18 protein-coding genes are annotated in these 18,605 nt (G+C 72.5%); 15 read left to right on the plus strand and 3 right to left on the minus strand.

Going from position 1 to position 18,605, the window contains the following annotated elements:
* Window positions 1–146: 146 nt before the first annotated feature.
* Both ACZ592_RS39630 and ACZ592_RS39635 read right to left on the minus strand, forming a co-directional pair.
* Window positions 147–980 (minus strand): response regulator transcription factor, encoded by an 834-nt coding sequence (locus tag ACZ592_RS39630; RefSeq protein ID WP_471586628.1) that lies wholly within the window; start codon window positions 978–980, stop codon window positions 147–149.
* Window positions 981–1,284: 304 nt separating this feature from the next.
* Entirely contained in the window at window positions 1,285–2,565 is a 1,281-nt protein-coding gene (locus tag ACZ592_RS39635; protein ID WP_471586629.1) for a KR domain-containing protein, read from the minus strand.
* Between the two features lie 604 nt (window positions 2,566–3,169).
* On the opposite strand from ACZ592_RS39635, the gene ACZ592_RS39640 reads away from it, so the two are divergent.
* From ACZ592_RS39640 to ACZ592_RS39695, 12 genes are all read left to right on the plus strand, one after another.
* Window positions 3,170–4,066: a helix-turn-helix transcriptional regulator gene (locus tag ACZ592_RS39640; protein ID WP_471586630.1), complete on the plus strand. Its 897-nt coding sequence runs from the start codon at window positions 3,170–3,172 to the stop codon at window positions 4,064–4,066.
* Between the two features lie 285 nt (window positions 4,067–4,351).
* Complete coding sequence (locus ACZ592_RS39645; protein ID WP_471586631.1) at window positions 4,352–4,681, plus strand: TcmI family type II polyketide cyclase; 330 nt, start codon at window positions 4,352–4,354, stop codon at window positions 4,679–4,681.
* Between the two features lie 32 nt (window positions 4,682–4,713).
* Window positions 4,714–5,970, plus strand: a complete 1,257-nt coding sequence (locus tag ACZ592_RS39650; protein WP_471586632.1) for a beta-ketoacyl-[acyl-carrier-protein] synthase family protein — start codon at window positions 4,714–4,716, stop codon at window positions 5,968–5,970.
* Window positions 5,967–7,181: a ketosynthase chain-length factor gene (locus ACZ592_RS39655; RefSeq protein ID WP_471586633.1), complete on the plus strand. Its 1,215-nt coding sequence runs from the start codon at window positions 5,967–5,969 to the stop codon at window positions 7,179–7,181. The genes ACZ592_RS39650 and ACZ592_RS39655 overlap by 4 nt, the downstream gene beginning before the upstream one ends.
* A gap of 59 nt (window positions 7,182–7,240) precedes the next feature.
* A complete protein-coding gene (locus ACZ592_RS39660; RefSeq protein WP_471586634.1) occupies window positions 7,241–8,935 on the plus strand; it encodes an NAD(P)/FAD-dependent oxidoreductase in 1,695 nt (564 codons plus the stop codon).
* 54 nt (window positions 8,936–8,989) lie between these two features.
* Window positions 8,990–9,526, plus strand: coding sequence for a nitroreductase family deazaflavin-dependent oxidoreductase (locus ACZ592_RS39665; protein WP_471586635.1), 537 nt, complete (start codon window positions 8,990–8,992; stop codon window positions 9,524–9,526).
* Between the two features lie 33 nt (window positions 9,527–9,559).
* Complete coding sequence (locus tag ACZ592_RS39670) at window positions 9,560–9,925, plus strand: antibiotic biosynthesis monooxygenase family protein (RefSeq protein ID WP_471586636.1); 366 nt, start codon at window positions 9,560–9,562, stop codon at window positions 9,923–9,925.
* 179 nt (window positions 9,926–10,104) lie between these two features.
* On the plus strand, window positions 10,105–11,742 hold the full coding sequence (locus ACZ592_RS39675) for an MFS transporter (protein ID WP_471586637.1): 1,638 nt from the start codon (window positions 10,105–10,107) through the stop codon (window positions 11,740–11,742).
* A gap of 141 nt (window positions 11,743–11,883) precedes the next feature.
* On the plus strand, window positions 11,884–13,395 hold the full coding sequence (locus ACZ592_RS39680) for an FAD-binding oxidoreductase (protein ID WP_471586638.1): 1,512 nt from the start codon (window positions 11,884–11,886) through the stop codon (window positions 13,393–13,395).
* Between the two features lie 48 nt (window positions 13,396–13,443).
* Complete coding sequence (locus ACZ592_RS39685; RefSeq protein WP_471586639.1) at window positions 13,444–13,998, plus strand: flavin reductase family protein; 555 nt, start codon at window positions 13,444–13,446, stop codon at window positions 13,996–13,998.
* A 53-nt stretch (window positions 13,999–14,051) separates the two neighbouring features.
* Window positions 14,052–14,495: a nitroreductase/quinone reductase family protein gene (locus ACZ592_RS39690; protein WP_471586640.1), complete on the plus strand. Its 444-nt coding sequence runs from the start codon at window positions 14,052–14,054 to the stop codon at window positions 14,493–14,495.
* Window positions 14,496–14,588: 93 nt separating this feature from the next.
* Window positions 14,589–15,947 carry a cation:proton antiporter gene (locus ACZ592_RS39695; RefSeq protein ID WP_471586641.1) on the plus strand — a complete coding sequence of 453 codons (1,359 nt, stop codon included), beginning with the start codon at window positions 14,589–14,591 and terminating at the stop codon, window positions 15,945–15,947.
* Window positions 15,948–15,957: 10 nt separating this feature from the next.
* Here the strand turns inward: ACZ592_RS39695 and sigJ are convergent, their stop codons facing one another.
* Entirely contained in the window at window positions 15,958–17,004 is a 1,047-nt protein-coding gene (sigJ, locus tag ACZ592_RS39700) for an RNA polymerase sigma factor SigJ (protein ID WP_471586642.1), read from the minus strand.
* Between the two features lie 268 nt (window positions 17,005–17,272).
* Between sigJ and ACZ592_RS39705 the strand changes: the two genes are divergently transcribed.
* The 3 genes from ACZ592_RS39705 to ACZ592_RS39715 form a co-directional block, all read left to right on the plus strand.
* On the plus strand, window positions 17,273–17,899 hold the full coding sequence (locus tag ACZ592_RS39705; RefSeq protein ID WP_471586643.1) for a hemerythrin domain-containing protein: 627 nt from the start codon (window positions 17,273–17,275) through the stop codon (window positions 17,897–17,899).
* Window positions 17,900–18,190: 291 nt separating this feature from the next.
* Window positions 18,191–18,460, plus strand: coding sequence for an acyl carrier protein (locus tag ACZ592_RS39710; RefSeq protein WP_471586644.1), 270 nt, complete (start codon window positions 18,191–18,193; stop codon window positions 18,458–18,460).
* Window positions 18,461–18,495: 35 nt separating this feature from the next.
* The coding region (locus ACZ592_RS39715) for an SDR family NAD(P)-dependent oxidoreductase (protein ID WP_471586645.1) at window positions 18,496–18,605 on the plus strand (110 nt) is incomplete at its 3' end.

The raw sequence follows: 18,605 nt of genomic DNA on the forward strand, positions 1-18,605 counted from the left end.
GGCCGTCCGGGAACGAGGCCGCAGGACGCGTCTCGCACCGCGGACCTGTCTGTGACCTCCGAGGACGCACCCCTTGTACCGACGGCCCGGCTGCCCGGCTGCCCGTAGGCCCGATGCCGCTCCCCCGCCCGCGGCCGGGGCGCGAGTCAGCCGTTCGCGGCGGGGCACAGTGCGGTGGTGTCGGCCGGGACCGTGAGGCGGTAGCCCACCCCCCGTACCGTCTCGATCCAGTGGGGCGAGCCGAGCTTGCCGCGCAGGGAGCCGACGTGCACGTCCAGGGTGCGGGTCGAGCCGAACCAGTTCTCGTCCCACACGCGCGCCATGATCTCCTCGCGCCGCAGTACCGTTCCTGGCTCCTCCAGCAGCATCGCGAGGAGGTCGAACTCCTTGCGGGTGACGCCCACTTCGGCGTCGTGCAGATGGACCTTGCGGGTGCGCGCGTCGAGCCGGAGCGGCCCGGCCCGCAGGTGGCACTCCTCGGCCCTGGCCGGTGCGAGAGCGGCGCCGGGCTGCGGCTCGGCGGCGGGCCCGGGCGGGGACTGCCACGGCTGCTGCGGACGCCGCTGCGCGGGCAGGAGGGGTGTGGGCGCGGAGCCGTCCGCCGGGGCCTCGCCGTGGCGCAGGCAGCCCGCGCCACGGCGCAGCACCGCCCCGATGCGGGCCAGGAGTTCGTAGCGGCCGAAGGGCTTGGGCACGAAGTCGTCGGCGCCGGAGTGCAGGGCCAGGACCTGGTCCAGTTCGTGGTGGCTCCCACTGAGCACGATGATCGGTACGCAGGACTGCTCCCGGACGCGCCGGCACACCTCGTGTCCGGCCAGGTCGGGCAGGACCAGGTCGAGCAGGATCAGGTCGGCGCGGGCCAGTTGGGCAAGGGCGTCGGCTCCGGTGCGGGCATGGCGGGTGGCGTAGCCGTGCAGGCCCAGCATCTGCTGGAGTGCCTCGGTCATGCCGTCGTCGTCCTCGACGATCAGTACGTTCATCAATCTCGCACGCCTTCCCGAGGAGTCCGTGGGTGGGAACGGAGTGAGCCTCGCCAGGCGGCGCGCACAGCGTCAACGTGTCCGGGCCCCGGGTGTCGAGCCGGGGGCGGGAAGCGGGGATTCCTGCCCGCGTCCTGTCATGGCGGGTGCCGGCGGCAGGGCGACCTGTCACGGGGCAGGCGGTGCAAGGAGCAGACCTTGTCATACGACTGGCAGTCGCGCGGGCCCCGGCTCCCCCGTCACCGGGGCTCCGGGCGCCGCTCGGGTGCGCGCGGGGCTCAGGCTCCGCGCGCGGCCCCGATGTTCACGCCGGCCCTTCGCTTTCGCCGTGGCCGTGGGCGAGCGCCTGGGCCAGGGCGCCCGGCCGGTCGGCGGCGCTCCCGCAGGCCGCGACCGAGACGCCGTGGCGCAGGCCCTGGGCGGCGCGGCGCGTGCGGTCGGTGGCGAGCGCGCCCAGGGCGCGGCCCACCGCGGCCGGCAGCGCGGCGCCGATGGCCGGCCGGTAGGCGGGCGTCGAGGTGGTCAGCGCGAAGAAGTCCAGCGCCAGCGCGGCCGTGGCGCGGTCCAGGTGTGCGGCGCCGGTGACCGCGTCGGCCAGGACCTGGCGGGCGGTGGCGGCGGAGAGTCTGGACAGCGGGCGGCCCTCGCCGTGGTCGGCGCAGTGCACGACGCCGTCCAGGCCGCCGAAGTGGTGCTGGGCCGTGCGCACGGCGGCGCGCGTGTCGTCGTAGGAGGAGAGCCTGCCGGGGGCGCGGACGAGGGAGGTGCCGGCGGGCAGCGGCTGGTCGGCCGCTCCCAGCAGCACGATCCGTGCCCGGTGGCTGCGGGCCAGTGCCAGGGCCAGGCGGATGCCGCTGCCGCCGCCCGCGTCGGTGACCAGGTAGCGGCCGCCGGTCCGCAGCCGGGCGCCGGGCGTGCCGGGGCGGGGGCCGGGGGCGGTGCGCAGGACGCGGACCTCGCGTCCTGCCTCGGTGTAGCGGACCTGGGCCAGTCCGGGGCGGGGCAGGGCGAGTTCGGTGAGGGCGAGGTGGAAGGGGTCTAGGGCCCAGGGCGGCAGGATCTGCACGCCGAGCGAGAGGGCGTGCAGGCGGCCGTCCTCGACACCGGCAGTCTGGGCCACCGCGCCGAGGGCCGCGGCCAGTTCGGGGCGGGCGCGGCCGGTGACGAGGAAGGCCAGGTGCAGCGGGGCGGCGCGGCTGGTGGAGGAGCACAGGGCGCGCAGCACCGGCAGGGTCAGCTCGGCGGCCCGTTCGGGGGTCGTGGTGGCGGCGGGCAGGTCGAAGACGAGGGCGCGCGGGTCGTGTCCGGCCTCGCGCAGGCCGGTCAGGTACGTCGTCCAGGACGAGGCGCTGCCCAGGACGTCGCGGCCCACCCGGGCGGTGCGCACGCCCAGGGGTGCCCAGGCGCGGCCGGTGTCCCGGCCGTCGACGACGAGCACGCTCCGGTCCGGCGCGATGGCGGAGGGCCGGCGCGGGTGGGCGGCCGCGGGGGCCCACCCGGGGGTGCGGCGGGGCGTGCCGCCGGGCCGGGTGCCGGTGGCCGGTCCGGGCGACGGTCTGCCGACTGCTGCGGTACTGACGTTCATCGCTTCCACCCCGTCGTCTGTGTTTCCGTAGGCCCTCACCCGAGGGGCCCTGTCCCGGGCCCGGACCGGCTTCCGGTGGGCCCGGAGCGGTTCCCAAAGCATGGGTGAGGGCGGGCCAGCGCAGTGGCAGGGCCAGGCCAGCCGGGGGGCACCTGCGCGGCAACACTGTGCGGGCCGCGGGCAGTCGGGGGGCGGCGTGCCGGGCGGGAGCGGTGGCGGGCGCGGGCAGTTCGGTGGCTCTCTTGGCACGGTTCTGACATGGCGCTGGCACGGGATTCCTTACGGTGGCCGAAATCCCGCCCCCCGGCAGGTGGTTGCTTCGCGGGACAGCACCCGCACGGTGCGGGGTGGGGTGGGGGCCGGGTGGGGCGGGATGCCGTACGGGGGGCTGAGATTTCGGGGGCCGGGTTTTGCCGGGCGGAATTCGGTGCCCTCCGGTGTTGCCTCTCTTCGCACCTCTTCCCATCTCTTGGCTTGTCTTGGCTTGTCTTGACTTCTCTTCTGTCGGCTTCTCTTTCCGGCCCGTGGGCTGTTCCGGCCGATGTGGTGCGCACGGGCCTTTGCGTATGTCGTTTGCGTGTACGGCGTTTACGGGGGAATACAGATGAACCAGCTGAATCAGCGTGAGCACGTGTCCACGACCACCCGCGCCGGGTGCCGGGGGGCGGACTGCGCCGGGCAGGAGGCGCGCGCCGAAGCAGTCCCGGGGCTGCGCCTGTGCCCGGGCTGCCTGCGGCTGCTGGCCCGGCAGCTGCGGGAACTGCCCGCCCTGTACGAGGAGTTGGCGCACCTGCTCGGCGGGGGCGGCGGCACGGGTGTGCGCGAGCGGGTCAGCGGCGGCCCGGGAATGCCGGGGATGCCGTTCAACGAGGCGGCCGCCGATGTGCGCGCGGCGATCGTGACCACGCTCGGCTCGTGGGCGGGCCTGGTCAGCGCGCAGCGCCGGGTGCCCGCGCCCGAGCGCGGTGTCGGGCCGCTCACCGTGTTCCTGCTCGGGCACGGCCACTGGCTGGCCGCGCATCCGGCGGCGGGCGACGCGGCCGGCGAGATCGCCCGGCTGACGGCGGCCGCGCGCCGGGTGGGCCGGGAGCGGCCGCCGCGCCGGGTGCGGGTCGGCCCGTGTGTGGCGCAGGGCTGCGCGGGGACGCTGGTCGCCGACTTCCGCGGGGCGGGCGCCGGTTCGTGCACGGCGATCCGCTGCGAGGCGGATGCGGAGCACGCCTGGCCGGGCGAGCGGTGGACCGAGCTGCGCCGTGCCCTGCGCGGGCAGGGTGAGCGGTGGCTGTCGGCCGGGGACGTGGCGCGGCTGTGGTCGGTGAGTACCGGCACGGTCTACCGGCTGGCCAGCGAGCAGCACTGGCGGCGGCGCAGCCGGGCCGGGCGCACCGCGTACGCGGAGTCCGACGTGCACGCGTGTTTCGCGCGTCGCCGCGGCTCGGCTGGGACGGGCGGCGTCCCGGTGCCGGGGGGAGGCGTTCCGGCGCCGCGGCAGGGCGGGTGAGCCGGATCTGACATTCTCTGAAGAATTCATGACGCGGTCCTGCATTTCTTGCCATTGAAATCGGGGCGCCGACCGAAGAAGGTATGGAGCAGAGTCCGGTGAACTGTTCCCGGGCCTCTTCGTATGCGGTGGGCCGCCGGCCGCCGTGACGTTCTTCTTCCGCGGCGGGCCGTTGACGGGCCCGCCGCGCACTCGCCTCCACCGCCCGCGCCGCCCGTGCCGCCCTGCCGCGGTGCGGGCGGTGCCCGGCGGTGCGCAGACCCTTCCACCAACGGGAGACAGCCGATGCACAGCACTTTGATCGTGGCGCGGATGGACCCGGGCGCCGGCGGTGACGTGGCGCGGATCTTCAAGGAGTTCGACGCCACCGAGATGCCCGGCCTGATGGGGACCCGGCGCCGCCAGCTCTTCTCCTACCGCGGCCTCTACTTCCACCTGCAGGACTTCGACTCCGACCAGGGCGGCCGGGCCATCGAGGAGGCCAAGACGCATCCGCTGTTCGTGCGGGTCAGCGAGGACCTCAAGCCGCACATCGGGGCCTTCGACCCGGCGACCTGGCGCTCGCCCGCGGATGCGATGGCCGAGCGTTTCTACCACTGGACCCGGTCTTCGTGACGCTTTTCCCCCGGGAAGGGAGCACCGTCCGCATGGGACGCGACGTAGTGATTACAGGCATCGGGGTGGTGGCGCCCGGTGGGGTGGGTGCCAAGGAGTTCTGGAACCTGCTGAGCAACGGCAGGACCGCCACCCGGCGCATCACCCTCTTCGACCCGGCGCCGTTCCGCTCGCGGGTGGCCGCCGAGGTCGACTTCGACGCCGAGCAGCACGGGCTGACGCCGCAGGAGATCCGGCGCATGGACCGGGCCGCGCAGTTCGCGGTGGTCACCACCGCGGAGGCGATGGCCGACAGCGGTCTGACGCCGCAGACGATCGAGCCGCACCGCACCGGCGTCACCATCGGCAGCGGGGTGGGCGCGACGATGGCCCTGGACCGCGAGTACAACATCGTCAGTGACGGCGGCCGGCTGGACCTGGTCGACCACCGCTATGCGGTGCCGCACCTGTACGACTACTTCGTGCCCAGTTCCTTCGCCTCGGAGGTCGCCTGGCGCGTGGGCGCCGAGGGGCCGGCCGCGGTGGTGTCCACCGGCTGCACCTCGGGCCTGGACTCGGTGGGGTATGCGACCGAGCTGATTCGGGAGGGCAGCGCGGACGTGATGCTCGCCGGGGCGGCGGCGGCCCCCATCTCCCCGATCACGGTGGCCTGCTTCGATGCCATCAAGGCGACCACGCCGCGCGACGAGGAGCCCGGGCGTGCCTCGCGGCCCTTCGACCGGACCCGCAACGGGTTCGTGCTGGGCGAGGGTTCGGCCACGTTCGTGCTGGAGGAGCGGGAGCGGGCCCAGCGGCGCGGGGCCCACATCTATGCGGAGATCTCCGGTTTCGCCACGCGCTGCAACGCCTTCCACATGACGGGGCTGCGGCCGGACGGGCGGGAGATGGCCGAGGCGATCCGGCTGGCGCTGGCCGAGGCCCGCATCAACGCGGAACAGGTCGACTACATCAACGCGCACGGCTCGGGCACCAAGCAGAACGACCGGCACGAGACCGCGGCGTTCAAGCACAGCCTGGGCGCACACGCCTACCGCACCCCGGTCAGCTCCATCAAGTCGATGGTGGGGCACTCACTGGGTGCGATCGGATCCCTGGAGATCGCCGCCTCGGTGCTGGCCATCGAACACAACGTGGTGCCGCCGACGGCGAACCTGCACGAGGCCGATCCGGAGTGCGACCTGGACTACGTGCCGCTGGTGGCCCGCGAGCAGCGCACCGACACGGTGCTGAGCGTGGGCAGCGGCTTCGGCGGGTTCCAGAGCGCGATGGTGTTGCGGAGGGCGGCATGAAGGCCACTGTCGTCACCGGGATCGGCGTGACCGCCCCCAACGGGATGGGCCTGCAGGCCTACTGGGACGCCACGCTCGCCGGCAAGAGCGCCATCGAGGACATCAAGCGTTTCGACGCCGCCGGTTATCCGGCGGGCCTGGCCGGCGAGGTGCCCGACTTCGTCGCCCAGGACCATCTGCCGGGCCGGCTGATCGCGCAGACCGACCACATGACGCGGCTGGCGCTGGTGGCCGCCGACTGGGCGCTGGCGGACGCCGGCGTGGATCCGGCGGCCTGGGAGCCCTTCGACATGGGTGTGGTCACCGCTGCGTCGGCGGGCGGCTTCGAGTTCGGCCAGCGCGAACTGCAGAACCTGTGGTCCAAGGGCGGCAGTTACGTCTCGGCGTACCAGTCCTTCGCCTGGTTCTACGCCGTGAACACCGGCCAGATCTCCATCCGCAACGGGATGCGCGGCCCCAGCGGGGTCATCGTCTCCGACCAGGCAGGCGGCCTGGACGCGCTGGCGCAGGCCCGCCGGCAGATCCGCAAGGGCAGCCGGCTGATCGTGTCCGGCGGGGTCGACGGCTCGATCTGCCCCTGGGGGCACGTCGCCCAGTGGGCGGGCGGGCGGATGAGTACCAGCCGGGACCCGGAGCGCGCGTATCTGCCCTTCGACGCGGCGGCCTGCGGGCACGTGCCCGGCGAGGGCGGGGCGCTGCTGGTCCTGGAGGAGGCCGGCGCGGCGCGCGAGCGCGGCGCGCGGGTCTACGGGGAGCTGCGCGGGTACGCCGCCACGTTCGATCCCCGGCCGGGCAGCGGGCGGCCGCCGGGGCTGCGCCGGGCCATCGAACTGGCCCTGGCGGACGCGGGGGTGAGCGCGCGGGAGGTGGACGTGGTCTTCGCGGACGCCGCCGCGGTGCCCGCGCTCGACCGTGTCGAGGCCGAGGCCCTGGCCGCGGTCTTCGGGCCGCGTGGGGTGGCGGTGACCGCGCCCAAGACGATGGTGGGGCGGCTGCTTTCGGGGGCCGCGTCGCTGGACGTGGCCGCCGCGCTGCTCGCGCTGCGCGACGGTCTCGTGCCGCCCACCGTCCATGTCACGCCCGATCCCGCGCACCAGCTCGACCTGGTCACCGGTCAGGCGCGCCGGGCCCGCCTGGACACCGCGCTGGTGATCGCCCGGGGGTACGGCGGTTTCAACTCCGCGCTGGTCGTCTCGCGCACCGCCTCGTGAACGCCGGCCACGCCCCGACAGGCACAGCAAGCAATCCGTCCCGAGAGAGGGTGGCGCGTATGCCCAGCAAGGTCATGGCCAGCGGGCAGGCCAAGAAGTCCGACAAGGTCCAGCACTGTGACGTGTTCATCCTGGGGTCCGGGCTCGCGGGCTCGATCGCCGGGGCGGTGCTGGCCCGCCAGGGCGCCCGGGTGGTGCTCGTGGACGCGGGCCAGCACCCGCGGTTCGCGGTCGGCGAGTCGATGACGCCGCAGCTGATCGAGTGGCTGCACATTCTCAAGTCGCGCTTCGACGTGCCCGAGATCGGCCATCTGCTGAACGTCAAGGCGGTCGCCGACCACCTGGGCCCCCACCACGGCAAGAAGCAGTCCTTCGGGTTCATCAAGCACGAGGCCGGCCGGGAGCCCGATCCCGAGGAGGCGACGATGTTCGTCATCCCCAAGGCCCTGACCGACGCCAGTCATCTCTTCCGGCAGGACAGCGACCAGTACTACTTCAACGTCGCGGCGAAGTACGGGTGCGTGACCCGGCAGAACTGGTTCGCCACCGACCTCGACTTCGACGAGGACGGGGTGAGCGTCAGCGGCAGGAACGGTGAGGTCTTCCGGGCCAAGTACCTCATCGACGCGAGCGGTTTCCGCTCGCCGCTGGCCGAGAAGTTCGCGCTGCGCGAGAGCCCGGCCCGCTTCAAGCACCACGCCCGTTCCCTGTTCACCCACTACATCGGCGTGAAGCCCTTCGACGACGTCTCGCACCACCCGGTCAGCCAGCGCCCGCCCGCCAAGTGGCACGGCGGCACCCTGCACCACCTCATCGAGCGCGGCTGGTTCTGGATCATCCCGTTCGACAACGTCAAGGGCTCCAGGAACCCGATGGTCAGCGTCGGCCTGACCATGGACGAGCGCACCTACCCCAAGCCTCGGGACATGACCCCCGAGGAGGAGTTCCGTTCCTTCCTGGACAAGTACCCGGCCGTCAAGCGGCAGTTCGTGGGTGCCAAACGGGTCCGCGAGTGGATCTCCACGGACCGGCTGCAGTACTCCTCGAACAAGTCGATCGGGCACCGCTGGTGCCTGATGTCGCACGCCGCCGGGTTCCTGGACCCGCTGTACTCGCGCGGCCTGTCCAACACCTTCGAGGTGGTGTACTCGCTGTGCACCCGCATCCTGGAGTCGATCGAGGACGACGACTGGTCGGTGGAGCGCTTCGAGTACGTCGAGCAGGTCGAGCGCGGGCTGCTGCGGTACAACGACGACCTCGTCAACAGCTCCTACATCGCCTTCTCCCACTTCCGGCTGTGGAACGCGGTGTTCCGGGTGTGGGGCGGTTTCCTGACGCCCGGGGTGATGCGGCTGCACCGCGCCCGGGTCCAGTACGAGTTGGACGGCGACGAGCGCCACCTCAAGGAGCTGGAGAACAGCGCCTACCCGGGCCTGTGGTGGCCGCACGACGACTTCCGGCACATCCTCGAACTGACCGCGGAGACCTGCGAGAAGTACGAGGTCGGCGAGGTCGACGGGGACACGGCCGCGGACATCATCTTCGCGGCGCTGCGCGACTGCGAGGGCCTCAACCCGGTGTTCGGGTGGAAGGACGAGGAGTCGCGGCGGTTCGTGTACCCGAGCACGGCGGCGGTCGCGAAGTTCATGCACTGGTCGCTGCGCAAGGCACCGGCCGGCGAACTGCGCGACATGGCCCGCTCGCTGCTGACCAGTTCCGTGCGCTCGGCCCTCAAGGGCAAGAAGCCGCTCTAGGACGCGCGGCGTGACCCGGCCGGTGCCGGGCACGCCACCGAGAAAGGACACCCCATGCCGGAGACAGCGGCATCATCACCGGCCGAGCACCGGCCCGTGCGGCCCGTGCGGCCGGCGCCTCCCGCCCGCGCGAAGCGGCCGCCTCGGGTGGTCATCCGCATCAACAAGGCCATCGTGGCGGCCAACGTCTGGATCTACCGCAGGAGCAGGGGCCGGGTGCTGGGCAGGTTCGGCAGCCTGGACGCGCTGCTGCTGACCACTCAGGGCCGCAAGAGCGGCAAGCGCCGCACCAACCCGGTCGGCTACCTCTACGACAACGGGCGCTTCGTGATCCTGGCGGCCTACGGCGGCAACGCGGTGCATCCGGCCTGGTACCACAACCTGCGCGCGCGGGCGACGGTGCGGGTCGAGATCGGCGCGGAGACGATCGCGTGCACGGCCGCGACGCAGGAGAGCGGGGCCGAGCGGGACCGGCTCTGGAAGAAGCTGACGGACGTCTTCCCCACCTTCGTGAAGTTCCAGGACAAGACCGACCGGCTGCTGCCCATCGTCGTGCTGACCCCCGACGACCTGGACCCGCAGCACCTCTGAAACCGCGCCCCGTTTCTCCCGGAGAGGAAGCACATGAAGATCGAATCGCTGGACCCGGACACCCCGCTGATGAAGCAGTTCCAGGAGAGCACCGGGCCGATCACCCTGGTCAACGTCTTCGACGTGCCGCCGGAGCACTACGAGGAGTTCCTGGCCGTCTGGCAGCAGGACGCCGCTTACATGAAGGGCAGCCCCGGCTGCATCAAGACCCAGCTGCACAAGGGCACGGCCGGCAGCCGCCTGGTGATCAACATCGCGGTGTGGGAGTCCACCCAGGCGCTGTTCGCGGCGTTCGGCACGCCGGAGTTCCAGCAGGCGGCGGCCAAGTATCCGGAGGGGATCACCGCCTATCCGCACGCGTACGAGAAGGTCGCCGTGGAGGGGATCTGCGTCGCCTGAACCGGCACTGACGGTCGGTCAAAGAGCGGCGTTCCAGGAGGAGTCGGGTCGCCGGCGCCCGGCCGGGGTGTGGCGTGCGTCTCACCGGCGGCCCGCATGTCACACCGCGCGCGTGCCCGGCCCTCTTGGTTGCACCACCACACGCAGTGCGCGGCATGGACGCCCGCTAGGAGAGGAACATGACTCAAGTACGGCAGACAAATCCGTGGGCGGTTCTGAGCGTCTTGTGCCTGGGGTTCGTGATGACCCTGGTGGACCTGACGATCGTGAACATCGCCATCCCGGACATGACCGACGACCTGGGCGCCTCGCTCGACCAGGTGCTGTGGGTCGTCAACGCATACACCCTCGTACTGGCCACCCTGATCATCACCGCCGGACGGCTGGGTGACATCCACGGCAAGGGCAATCTGTTCCTGTCCGGCGTGGCGCTGTTCACCCTCTCCAGCCTGGCCTGCGGGCTGGCGCAGGATCCCACCCAGCTCATCGCGTTCCGCGCGGTGCAGGGCGTGGGTGCCGCGATGCTGATCCCGCAGACGCTGTCGATCATCACCGACGTGTTCCCGCCGGAGAAGCGCGGCGCGGCCTACGGCGTCTGGGGCGCGGTCGCCGGTGTCTCGGGGGCCATCGGCCCGACGCTCGGCGGCCTGCTGGTCACGCACATGGACTGGCGCTGGGTGTTCTTCATCAACATCCCCATCGGCGCCCTGGTGCTGATCCTGGGCCTGCGGGTGATGCCCAAGCACACCCGGGTCATCAAGCACCGCTACGACCTGCCGGGCGTCCTGCTCGCCTCGGCCGCGCTGTTCTGCCTGGCCTTCGGCCTGACCGAGGGCGAGCGCTATGAGTGGAACAGCTGGATCTGGACGCTGATCGGCGCCTCGGTCGCCCTGATCGGGCTGTTCCTGCTCTACGAACGCGGCCAGCAGGACAACGAACCGCTGCTGCCGTTCTCCCTGTTCAAGGACCGCAACTTCTCCGTGGTCAACCTCGTCGGCATCGCGGTCTCCTTCGGTGTGCTGGGCATCCTGCTGCCGACGACGATCTATCTGCAGTCGGTGCTGGGCTTCAGCGCCATGAAGACGGGCCTGGTGCTGGTGCCGCTGGCCCTGGGCTCGCTGTTCACCGCCGGTCCCGCCGGCATCCTCTCGGAGAAGTTCGGCGGCAAGTACATCCTGACGGCCGGCCTGTCGATGTTCGGCATCGGCATCACCTGGATCCTGCTGGTCGCCGACACCGACAGCAGCTGGACCACGTTCATCGGCCCGCTGTTCGTCGCCGGTCTCGGCGCGGGCTGCACCTTCGCCCCGATGGGCTCGGAGGTCATGCGCAACGTGCCGCCGCACCTGACCGGCGCCGCCTCCGGCGTCAACAACGCGCTGCGGCAGGTCGGTTCGGTGATGGCCGGTGCCGTCATCGGTGCGGTCCTGCAGGCCCAGCTGGTCTCCGCGCTGCGCGAGGAGGCCGCCACCAGCGCCCGGCAGCTGCCCGAGCAGTACCGCGAGGGCTTCACGTCCTCCTTCGCCGAGGGCGCCAAGACCGTGGGTGTGGGCACCGAGCAGGGCGGCGGATCGGCTCCCGGCAACCTGCCGGGCGATGTCGCCGACACCGTCCAGGAGCTGGCCGGGAAGGTCTTCTCGCACGGCTTCGTGGACGCGCTCCAGCCCACCATGCTGGTGCCCGCCCTGACGATGTTCGCCGGCGCCGCGCTCTGCCTGGCCCTCAAGGGCGGGCCCACGCCCTCCGGCATGGGCCACCAGGCGCACGCCGGCCCCAAGAGCACCCCCTCGGACGAGGACGCCCCGGTCGCCGGCTGACCGGCACCGGCCCCGCGTCACCCGATCCACCCGATCCACCTGATCCGCCCGATCCACTCGTAGCGCACCACGGCACATTCCCGGACCGAAACCGCCCCCGGCCCCCAACAGGGCCGGGGGCGCTCGTGGTTGGACATCCCAATGATCAGTCGAAGAACACTCCTGGGCGCCTCCGGCGCCGCCCTGGGCCTGGTCGCCGCGCGGCCCCTCACCGGGCACGCGCTGGGCGGCAAGCTCCCCTGGGACCAGCTGCGCGGTCATCTGCGCGGCGACCTGGTGCTGCCCGGCGACAGCGCCTACGCGGTGGCCAAGCAGCTGGACTCCCGCCAGTACGACACCATCAGCCCCAAGGCCGTCGCCTACTGCGAGAGCCCCGGCGACGTCGCGCTGTGCCTGGCCTTCGCACAGGACCACGCCCTGGCCCTGTCCGTGCGCAGCGGCGGCCACAGCCTGGGCGGCTACTCCACCACCACCGGCCTGGTCGTCGACGTCTCGCGGCTGAACTCGGTGGCCCTCTCCGGTGGCCGGGCCACCCTGGGCGCCGGCGCCCAGAACGTGGACGTCCTGAACGGGCTGGCGCCCGCGGGCCTCGCGGTGACCGGCGGCGCCTGCGCCACCGTCGCGGCCGGCGGGTTCATCCAGGGCGGCGGCGTCGGCTTCCTGACCCGGCCGCTGGGGGTGGCGTGCGACGCGCTGACCTCCGCCCGGGTGGTGCTGGCCGACGGCCGGTACGTGACCGCCTCGGCCACCAGCCACCCCGACCTGTTCTGGGCGCTGCGCGGCGGGGGCGGCGGCAACTTCGGTGTCGTCACCTCCTACACGCTCAAGCCCGCCGCGGTCAGCGACGTGGCCACCGCGACCCTCGTCTTCGCCTGGGACAAGGCACTGGACATGGTCGACGGCTACGCCCGCTGGCTGCTTGACGCCCCGCGCGCCATCGGCGGCGCCTGCGTGATCACGCTGCCCGACGCGGCGCCCGGCACCACCCCGGTGCCCGCGATCCGCCTGGTGTCCACCGGCACCCAGGCCCAGCTCGACGACGAGACGGCCCGGCTGCTCTCGCTCACCGGCCAGCCCGTCAACCGCAGCGGCGCCACCCTGCCCTACCGCGACGTGATGATGGGCGTCTACGGCTGCGCCACCAAGACCGTCGCCCAGTGCCACCGCGCCGAGGCCACCGCCGAGGGCCAGCTGTCCCGGCCCGCGTTCAGCCTGGAACGCAGCCGCATGTTCACCTCCCCCATGTCCCGCACCGGCTGGGCCGGCGCGCTAGCCGTCTTCGACGCCGACCGCCGGGCGGGCCAGATGCACCAGATGCAGGTGCTGCCCGTGGGCGGGGCCGCGGCCGACCTGAGCCGCACCGCGACCGCCTACGTGCACCGCGACAGCGTCTTCACCGCCAACTACCTGGTCGCGATACCGGGGTCGGCCTCCCCCACCGACGCCGACAAGGCCGCCGGACAGGCCTGGGTGGACCGGGGCTTCGCCGCCCTCGACCCGCACTCCTCGGGCGAGACGTACCAGAACTTCATCGACCCGGCCCTGCACGACTTCCAGCGCGCCTACTACGCGGAGAACCACCCGCGCCTGGTGGCCGTGAAGAAGGCCTACGACCCGCACCGGGTCTTCACCTTCGCGCAGAGCATCCGCTGAGCATCCGCCGAGCCACCGGCTCCCGACCCGCCCCCTCAGGAGGCGCGCATGACCGCGACGCCGACAGACACCCAACGACAGCAGCAGGCCGGCCCCATCGACGGCAAGACGCTGCGCAGCGTGTGCGGCCTGTTCGTGACCGGCGTGACCGTGATCACCAGCGGCAGCGGCGCACAGGCGGCCGGCACCACCGTCAACTCCTTCACCTCCGTCTCCCTCGACCCGCCCCTGGTGCTGTTCTGCCTGCACCAGGCCTCCCGGCTGCGCACGCTGGTGGAGGAGTCCGGGGCCTTCACCGTGAACTTCCTGGCCGGCCGGCAGGAGCCTCTGGCCTGGGCGTTCGCGGGCCGGCACACCGCGGCGCTGCAGGACGTGGAGCACCGCTACTCGAGCGTCGGCGTGCCGGTGCTCAGCCAGGCCATGGCGTTCTTGTCCTGCCGCCTGGTCAACGCCTTCGAGGGCGGCGACCACACCATCTTCGTCGGCGAGGTAGCCGAGCTGGGTGTGCCGCGCGCCGACACCGAACCGCTGATCTTCTTCCGCGGCTCGATGGGCTCCCTCGAGGACGAGCCGCACGGCCCGCACCCCATGTTCGACAGCTAGGGGCCTGACGCCCCTGCCCCGCCCAACGCCCCGACCAGCCAAGGGAGTCGTGGATGTCCGGCACCACCAAAGCCTCCGGTGCATCTGTGCAAAGGCGCCTGGCCCGCTTCAACCGCAGGTTCGCCAACCGTTTCGTCGGCCCGGTCCTCACCCGCATGCCGGGCTTCGGCGCCGTCGTGCACCGCGGCCGCAGGTCGGGCCGCACCTACCGCACCCCCGTCAAAGTGTTCCGCGACGGCCCGTACTACGTGATGTCCCTCCCGTACGGACCGCAGTCGGACTGGGTGCGCAACACCCTGGCCCATAACGGCTGCGAGCTGCGCACCCTGGGCCGGCGCGTGCACCTGACCGGGCCCCGGGTGTTCGTGGACCGCACCCAGGCCGTCGTCCCGGCCCCGCTGCGGCCCCTGCTGCGCCGCTTCAAGGCCTTCGACTTCATCGAACTGCGCCCCCTGGACGCCCGCGGGGAGCGGCCCGCGGAGCGCGAGCGCGCCTGACCGTTGTCCGAGAGCCCCTGCCGGGGGCCGGCGGTGACCGTACGGCCGTGAACGGGCCGGGCGTGCACCGCCTTTGCTGTGTGTGGAGGCGAGATGGCGACGGGCGAGGCCCTGCCACTGGAAGCGATAGTCCTGATCGATGTTGCGATCGTCCTGCTCGCGGGGGCCGCCATGGCCCGCTTCGCGCGCAGGCTGCACCAACCGCCCGTCATCGCGGAGATCGCCGTGGGCATCCTGCTGGGCCCCAGCCTGCTGGGCCTGCTGCCGGGCGACCTGCCCGCCCGGATCTTCCCGGACGACGCCCGGCCGCTGCTGGGCGCCATCTCCCAGGTGGGCCTGGTGCTGTTCATGTTCCTGGCCGGCTGGGAACTCGACCTGACCCGGCTGCGCGGCCGGGGGCGCTCGGTCGGCTCGATGGCCGCCCTGGCCATGGCGGTGCCCTTCGCGCTCGGCGCGGGCGCGGCGGCCCTGCTGTACTCCTCGCAGAGCACCGACGGGGTCGGCTCGGGAACCTTCGTCTTCTACGTCGGCACGGCGTTCTCCATCACCGCCTTCCCGGTGCTGGCGCGCATCATCCGCGACAGCGGCCTGTCCACCTCCCGGGTCGGCACCCTGGCCATGGCCTGCGCGGCGATCGGTGACGTGGTCGCCTGGTGCGTGCTGGTCCTGGTGGTCGCCGTGGCCGGAGCCGGCGGCACCGGCGAGTTCTTCACCGTGATCGCCCTGACGGTGGCCTACGCGGCGGCCATGGCCCTCATCGTGCGGCCGCTGCTGGCCCGCGTGCTGCTGCGGGGGCCGGGCCGCACGGAGAAGGGCACCCTGTTCGTCCTGATCGTCTCGGGTGTCTTCGTCTCCTCGTTCCTCACCTCGTGGATCGGGATCCACGCCATCTTCGGCGCGTTCGCCTTCGGTCTCGTCATGCCGCGCCGGCGCGCTCCCGAGCTGCACCACCAGGTCGAGGCTCCCGTCGAGAAGGTCTCCGGGCTGCTCCTGCCGGTCTTCTTCGTGGTCACCGGGCTCTCCGTGGACGTCGGCGCGCTCGGCTGGGACGGCCTGCCGGCTCTGGCGCTGATCGTGGTGTGCGCCGTGGTGGGCAAGTTCGCCGGGGCGGCGCTGCCCGCCAAGGTGGCGGGCCTGGGCTGGCGGGAGGCCACCGCGTTCGGGGCGCTGATGAACACCCGGGGCCTGACCGAACTGGTCATCCTGGGCATCGGCCGTGAACTCGGCCTGATCTCGGCGCAGATGTTCACCATGATGGTGGTGATGGCGCTGGTCACCACCGCCATGGCGGGGCCGCTGCTGCGGCTTCTCGGCATGGGAGCGCAGCCGGCCGCCCCGGGCCCGCAGCGGCCGGCGCCCGAGAGCACGCCGGCCGGCGAGGCGCCGGTGGCGCTGGCCGCGGGCGGGCCCGGTGAGGGCGCCGAGCCCCGGCCAGGACCGCGCCCGGCCTGAACGGCTGTGCTCACTCCTCGCCGTCGGAGCCGGTGCGCACCCGCGCCAGCTTGTCGGGGTTGGTGACGGCGTAGATGCCACGCACCTGGTCGCCGCCGGGCGTGAGGTCCATGACGATGACCGCGTAGGGCGACTCCTCGGAGAACACCACCGCCGAGGCATCGCCGTTGACGTGCCGGTAGTGCACGTCGATGTCCTTGGGCGCGCGCTCCGCGTACCCGGCGAGCATGCGGCAGACCTTGTCGCGGCCCACGACGGGCCGCAGGCCCGCGGTGCGCACCTTGCCGCCGCCGTCGGTCCACATGGTCACCTCGGGTGCCAGCATCTCCATCAGCGCGTCCAGGTCGCCGCCGAGCGCCGCGGCGACGAAGCGTTCGGTGACCTCCTGCTGGACCTGCGGGGTGGTCTCGTAGCGGGGGCGGCGCGCCTGGACGTGGGCGCGGGCCCGGTGCGCGAGCTGGCGCACCGCCGAGGGGCTGCGGTCCAGGATGCCGGCGATCTCGGTGTGCGCGTAGCCGAACACCTCGTGCAGCACGAACACGGCCCGCTCCAGCGGGGTCAGCGTCTCCAGGACCACCATCATGGCCATCGACACCGACTCGGTGCGCAGGGCGTGTTCGGCGACGTCCGGGGTGGGCTCCTCGGCCGCCTTGGTGATCAGCGGCTCGGGCAGCCAGGGGCCCACGTACGTCTCGCGCCTGCGGGTGATCGCGTCCTTGCGGGCCAGGGCGTGGTTGACCGCGATGCGCACCAGGTAGGCGCGCGGGTTCTCGATCTCGTGGTGCGGTGAGCGGCTCTTCTTGCCCGACCAGGACAGCCAGGTCTCCTGCAGGACGTCCTCGGTGTCGGCGACGGAGCCGAGGAGGTTGTAGACGATGGAGAAGAGCAGCTCCCGATAGCCGACGAAGACCTCGGTGGAGGCTTCGACGACATCGCCCGCGAACCCCTGGTCCGCGGGCCCCTGGGTCACGACGGCTTCGTCCGTGACGTCCCGGCCGCTGAAGTCTTCGTCGGTGAGGTCTTCGTCGGTGAAGTCCTCTTCCGCACTGTCGGACATGGTGCACCTCCCGTGTGACGCGCTCGTAGTGGAGAGGCGGGCAGCCATCTGGAGTGTGACATCCCCTCCGGCGAATGTGTTTCACCTCACAGAAGGGGCGTCCGGTGTCACAGACGACCGGGGCGCCGCCCTCTCGTTCGCGAGAGCATCCCGGCCGCGGGATGCGGCCGGTCCCGCCGGAGCGATCCGGCCCCGCCGCCCGCGGCCGCGCAGCATCTGAACCTGTTGACCGGCCGGGACCGGTCGCCGACGAAAGGAACGGCACACCATGGCAGTTGCACAGCAGGCCCCGATCAACTTCGCCGTCATGTATGCGACGCACGACGCGTTCCGGCGTGACCTGGAGAAGTTCGCGGCGGCCGTGGCGGCCGGCCGGGCCGGCACCCCCCAGGTGCGGGCCGGCTGGGAGAACTTCAAGCGCCAGCTGCACGTCCACCACACCGTGGAGGACGCCGTGCTCTGGCCGCGCATCGCCCAGCAGGTCACCGAGCGGCCCGAGGACCAGAAGCTGCTGGCCGAGATGGAGGCGGAGCACGGGCAGTTGGACGCGGTGCTCGGCGCGGTCGACGCGGGCATGTCCCAGGGCGCCGCGGACCTGGGCGAGCGCGTGGACCGGCTGGCCCAGGCGCTGGGCTCCCACATGCGGCACGAGGAGGACGCGGCGCTGCCGCTCATCCAGGACGTGCTCACCCACAAGGACTGGGACGCCTTCCGCAGTGCCATGGCCAAGAAGCAGGGCCCCAAGGGCGCGGCCGTCTACATCCCCTGGGTGATGGACGGCCGGGACGTCGCCGAGCGCAAGCGGTTCCTGGACTGCATGCCCGCGCCGGTGAAGGTCCTCAACAAGCTTTTCTGGGAGTCGAGTTACCAAAAGCGCAGGCTGTTCTCCGTCTGAGCCGGCCTCCGCCCCGCCCGCTCCCCCGACCCGCGCATCCCGATCCGCGCATCCCGATCCGCGTATCCCGATCCACCGGCCGGCCCTGACCGGCCGGTCCGCGAGCGGCCCCTGGTGGGCCCCGCCCCACAGCGCGCCCCTGCCGGTGTGATTCCCCCGCCGCCGGCAGGGGCGTCGGCGTTGTGGGCGGGGCCTGCCGGGGTGCGCTTTCACGGCCGTACGGGCCCGCCCCGTGCGGCCTTCGTGCTGTCCGCGAGTACACCGATCCGCCCAACCGAAGGGACCCCTGTCATGAGCAGCCCGCAGTTCTCCCTGGCCGACCTCAAGCGCATCCTCCTGGAGGGCGCCGGCGCCGACGACGGCGCCGACCTGGACGGCGACATCCTCGACCGGGACTTCGACGACCTCGGCTACGAGTCGCTGGCCCTGCTGGAGACCGGCAGCCGCATCGAGCGCGAGTACGGCATCGCCCTGGACGACGACGTCTTCTCCGAGAACCGCACCCCGCGCGACCTGATCGCGGCCGTCAACGGCCGACTGTCCGCCTCCGCCGCGGTCTGACCCGGCGCCCCCGCGACCCCCAGGGAGAACTGATCATGCAACAGGACACGCGCGTGGCGCTCGTCACGGGTGCCACCAGCGGGATCGGCCTCGCCGTCGCCCGCCTCCTGGCCGGCCAGGGCCACCAGGTGTTCATCGGCGCCCG

Source organism: Streptomyces sp. NPDC040622 (genome assembly GCF_055593965.1).

Bases quoted from the DNA above. Each gene is read 5' to 3' on its own strand.
- ACZ592_RS39670 (WP_471586636.1), top strand. From the start codon at position 9,560: ATGAAGATCGAATCGCTGGACCCGGACACCCCGCTGATGAAGCAGTTC.
- ACZ592_RS39635 (WP_471586629.1), bottom strand. From the start codon at position 2,565: ATGAACGTCAGTACCGCAGCAGTCGGCAGACCGTCGCCCGGACCGGCC.
- ACZ592_RS39655 (WP_471586633.1), top strand. From the start codon at position 5,967: ATGAAGGCCACTGTCGTCACCGGGATCGGCGTGACCGCCCCCAACGGG.
- ACZ592_RS39710 (WP_471586644.1), top strand. From the start codon at position 18,191: ATGAGCAGCCCGCAGTTCTCCCTGGCCGACCTCAAGCGCATCCTCCTG.
- ACZ592_RS39630 (WP_471586628.1), bottom strand. From the start codon at position 980: ATGAACGTACTGATCGTCGAGGACGACGACGGCATGACCGAGGCACTC.
- ACZ592_RS39660 (WP_471586634.1), top strand. From the start codon at position 7,241: ATGCCCAGCAAGGTCATGGCCAGCGGGCAGGCCAAGAAGTCCGACAAG.
- ACZ592_RS39685 (WP_471586639.1), top strand. From the start codon at position 13,444: ATGACCGCGACGCCGACAGACACCCAACGACAGCAGCAGGCCGGCCCC.
- ACZ592_RS39665 (WP_471586635.1), top strand. From the start codon at position 8,990: ATGCCGGAGACAGCGGCATCATCACCGGCCGAGCACCGGCCCGTGCGG.
- ACZ592_RS39695 (WP_471586641.1), top strand. From the start codon at position 14,589: ATGGCGACGGGCGAGGCCCTGCCACTGGAAGCGATAGTCCTGATCGAT.
- ACZ592_RS39705 (WP_471586643.1), top strand. From the start codon at position 17,273: ATGGCAGTTGCACAGCAGGCCCCGATCAACTTCGCCGTCATGTATGCG.
- sigJ (WP_471586642.1), bottom strand. From the start codon at position 17,004: ATGTCCGACAGTGCGGAAGAGGACTTCACCGACGAAGACCTCACCGAC.
- ACZ592_RS39645 (WP_471586631.1), top strand. From the start codon at position 4,352: ATGCACAGCACTTTGATCGTGGCGCGGATGGACCCGGGCGCCGGCGGT.
- ACZ592_RS39675 (WP_471586637.1), top strand. From the start codon at position 10,105: ATGACTCAAGTACGGCAGACAAATCCGTGGGCGGTTCTGAGCGTCTTG.
- ACZ592_RS39680 (WP_471586638.1), top strand. From the start codon at position 11,884: ATGATCAGTCGAAGAACACTCCTGGGCGCCTCCGGCGCCGCCCTGGGC.
- ACZ592_RS39690 (WP_471586640.1), top strand. From the start codon at position 14,052: ATGTCCGGCACCACCAAAGCCTCCGGTGCATCTGTGCAAAGGCGCCTG.
- ACZ592_RS39640 (WP_471586630.1), top strand. From the start codon at position 3,170: ATGAACCAGCTGAATCAGCGTGAGCACGTGTCCACGACCACCCGCGCC.
- ACZ592_RS39650 (WP_471586632.1), top strand. From the start codon at position 4,714: ATGGGACGCGACGTAGTGATTACAGGCATCGGGGTGGTGGCGCCCGGT.